At 71.7% G+C, this 1,202-nt stretch carries 1 protein-coding gene; it reads left to right on the top strand.

The window, feature by feature from the left end; translation table 11 throughout:
* On the top strand, window positions 1-1,202 hold a 1,202-nt coding region (locus tag ABZ887_RS51160; protein ID WP_361306615.1), incomplete at its 3' end, for an ISL3 family transposase.

The raw sequence follows: 1,202 nt of genomic DNA, 5'->3' as shown, positions 1-1,202 counted from the left end.
CTGCTGCGGATCACGGCCCGAACCCGGGACGATGCCGCAGCTGTCTGCCCGGGCTGCGGGACGGAGTCGGACTGGGTGCACTCCCGGTACGTGCGGCATGTCGCGGACGAGGCGGTGGGTGGTCGGGCCGGCGTCATCGACCTGTCGGTGCGCCGCCTGTACTGCAAGAACTCCGGTTGTCCCAAGACCACCTTCGCCGAGCAGGTCACCGGGTTGACGGTGCGTTACCAGCGGCGCACCCCGGCCCTGCAGCACGTGGTGAACGCGGTGGCCGTGGCGCTGGCGGGATCGGCCGGGGCCCGGCTGCTGGCCGTGCTGCGCTGCGCGCTGTCCTGGGCAACCGTCCTGAACTGTCTGATGCGCATCCCCGTGCCGTCGACGGCAGTCCCGCACGTGCTGGGCATCGACGAGTTCGCCCTGCGCCGGGGCCACCGTTACGCCACGATCATCATCGACGCCGCCACGGGCGCGCGTGCCGACGTGCTCGCGGACCGCGCGAAAGAGCCGGTCGCCACCTGGCTGCGCACGCATGCAGGATTCGAGGTGGTGTGCCGGGACGGGGCCGGCAGCTTCGCCCAGGCCATCACCGACGCGGCACCCCACGTCGTGCAGGTAGCGGACCGCTGGCACCTGTGGCACCTGCTCGGCGAGGCGGCACACAGGGAAGTCCTGGCGCACAGCGCCTGCTGGGCACCTCTGGGACCGCCGATCCGCGAGGGCAGACGCGCGCAGACCACCCGCGAGCGCTGGCAGCAGGTCCACGACCTGCGAGATCAGGGCGTGGGCCTGCTTGAATGCGCCCGACGCCTGAACCTCGCGCTCAACACCGTCAAACGCTACGCCCGCCACGCCGAGCCCGACCGGCTCATCCGGACCCCGCAGTACCGCCCCACTCTGGTCGATCCCTACCGCGAACACCTGCGCAAACGCCGGGCCACGGACCCCGCCGTCCCCGTCACCCACCTGCTCGCCGAGATCCGCGAACTCGGCTACACCGGCAGCGCGAACCTCCTGGTCCGCTACATCACCCAGGGCCGCGTCGAAGCCGACCACGCCACCCTCTCCCCGCGGCGCACCGCCCGCCTCCTGCTCACCGATCCCGCCCACCTCAAGGAGGAACAGGCCGCGCTACGCGACAAACTGTCCGCCGCCTGCCCGGAGATGACCGCCCTGGCCACCCAGATCAGCGACTTCGCCGCACT

The sequence above is a fragment of the Streptomyces sp. NPDC047061 genome, assembly GCF_040643955.1.
In the GTDB taxonomy this organism is placed as follows: Bacteria; Actinomycetota; Actinomycetes; order Streptomycetales; family Streptomycetaceae; genus Streptomyces.
Note: the sequence above shows the minus strand (reverse complement) of the source record. Positions and strands in the feature narration are given on the sequence as shown.